Raw genomic sequence first — 896 nt, 5'->3', positions numbered from 1 at the left:
CCCGTAAATCCTTCAACGTCTGTCCATGCGAATGTGTTTTCTGCATCGTCAACAATCGGTGAGGTTGGTGCTATAGGTTGATTTTCTGAGCGAGTGAATACAGAGCTGATAACCAACGGAACTCCCGCGGGGCGGGCATCCAGTGCATTTGACTTAACGCGAACCGAAATCGTGTTTGCAGGAAGTGAAACATTGCCAACAAGATACGGCAGTGCAGTTACGTCCTGCCAACCATTACCTAGATTAATCTCGTAGAAAGACGGATCCTTGTATCCATTAACCCAAAGCCAATTGATTTGATTGGTGCTGTCGTTAGCAAAATCTAGTACTGGTTGCGCGGGTTGGACTGGGGTTACCGTCATCGATTGTTCTGATGCTGAACTTAATCCTGTTGGGTGACCTAGCGAGTCATCTTTGGCTACACGAACTTTTAGATGTCCAACTGGAATATCTAGATCTGGAATGTCTTGAGGTTTTTCAGTTGCTTGCGTCCAGCTTGAGCCGTTATCTAATGAATATTCATACAAACCTAGTTCATTAAACGAGTCGACAAATGCCCAATCAAATTGATTGATCGCGTTATTCACACTAATCCAAGCTGGAGCAGCAGGCACTGTCGTTAGCGTAAACGCTTTGTCTGAAAGCATGGGCTTTCCGGCAGGGGTATTACGAACGTTAGACGCAGCAACTCGAACTTGAACGGCTCCTTTGTCGAACGCCAGTTTCCCTACAACAATCGGCTTACGAATTACCGTTGTCCAAGTCTTCCCTGAATCCAATGAATATTCGTAATCTGTGTTGTGAGTGAAGCCACGCACAAGCTGCCAATCGAAGGTGTCTGAGGCATCATTGACTTGACCGTGCTTAGGCGCTGGCGGCCTAGTGATGATTTCATT

General features: G+C 46.4%; 1 pseudogene. It reads right to left on the bottom strand.

The annotated features are described in order from the left end of the window. A pseudogene (locus AB4512_RS23840) lies at positions 1-896 on the bottom strand (DUF1566 domain-containing protein); the annotation flags it as partial.

It is taken from the genome of Vibrio sp. 10N.222.52.B7 (genome assembly GCF_041474275.1).
In the GTDB taxonomy this organism is placed as follows: Bacteria; Pseudomonadota; Gammaproteobacteria; order Enterobacterales; family Vibrionaceae; genus Vibrio; species Vibrio crassostreae_C.
This window is presented reverse-complemented; position numbering and strand designations above follow the sequence as displayed.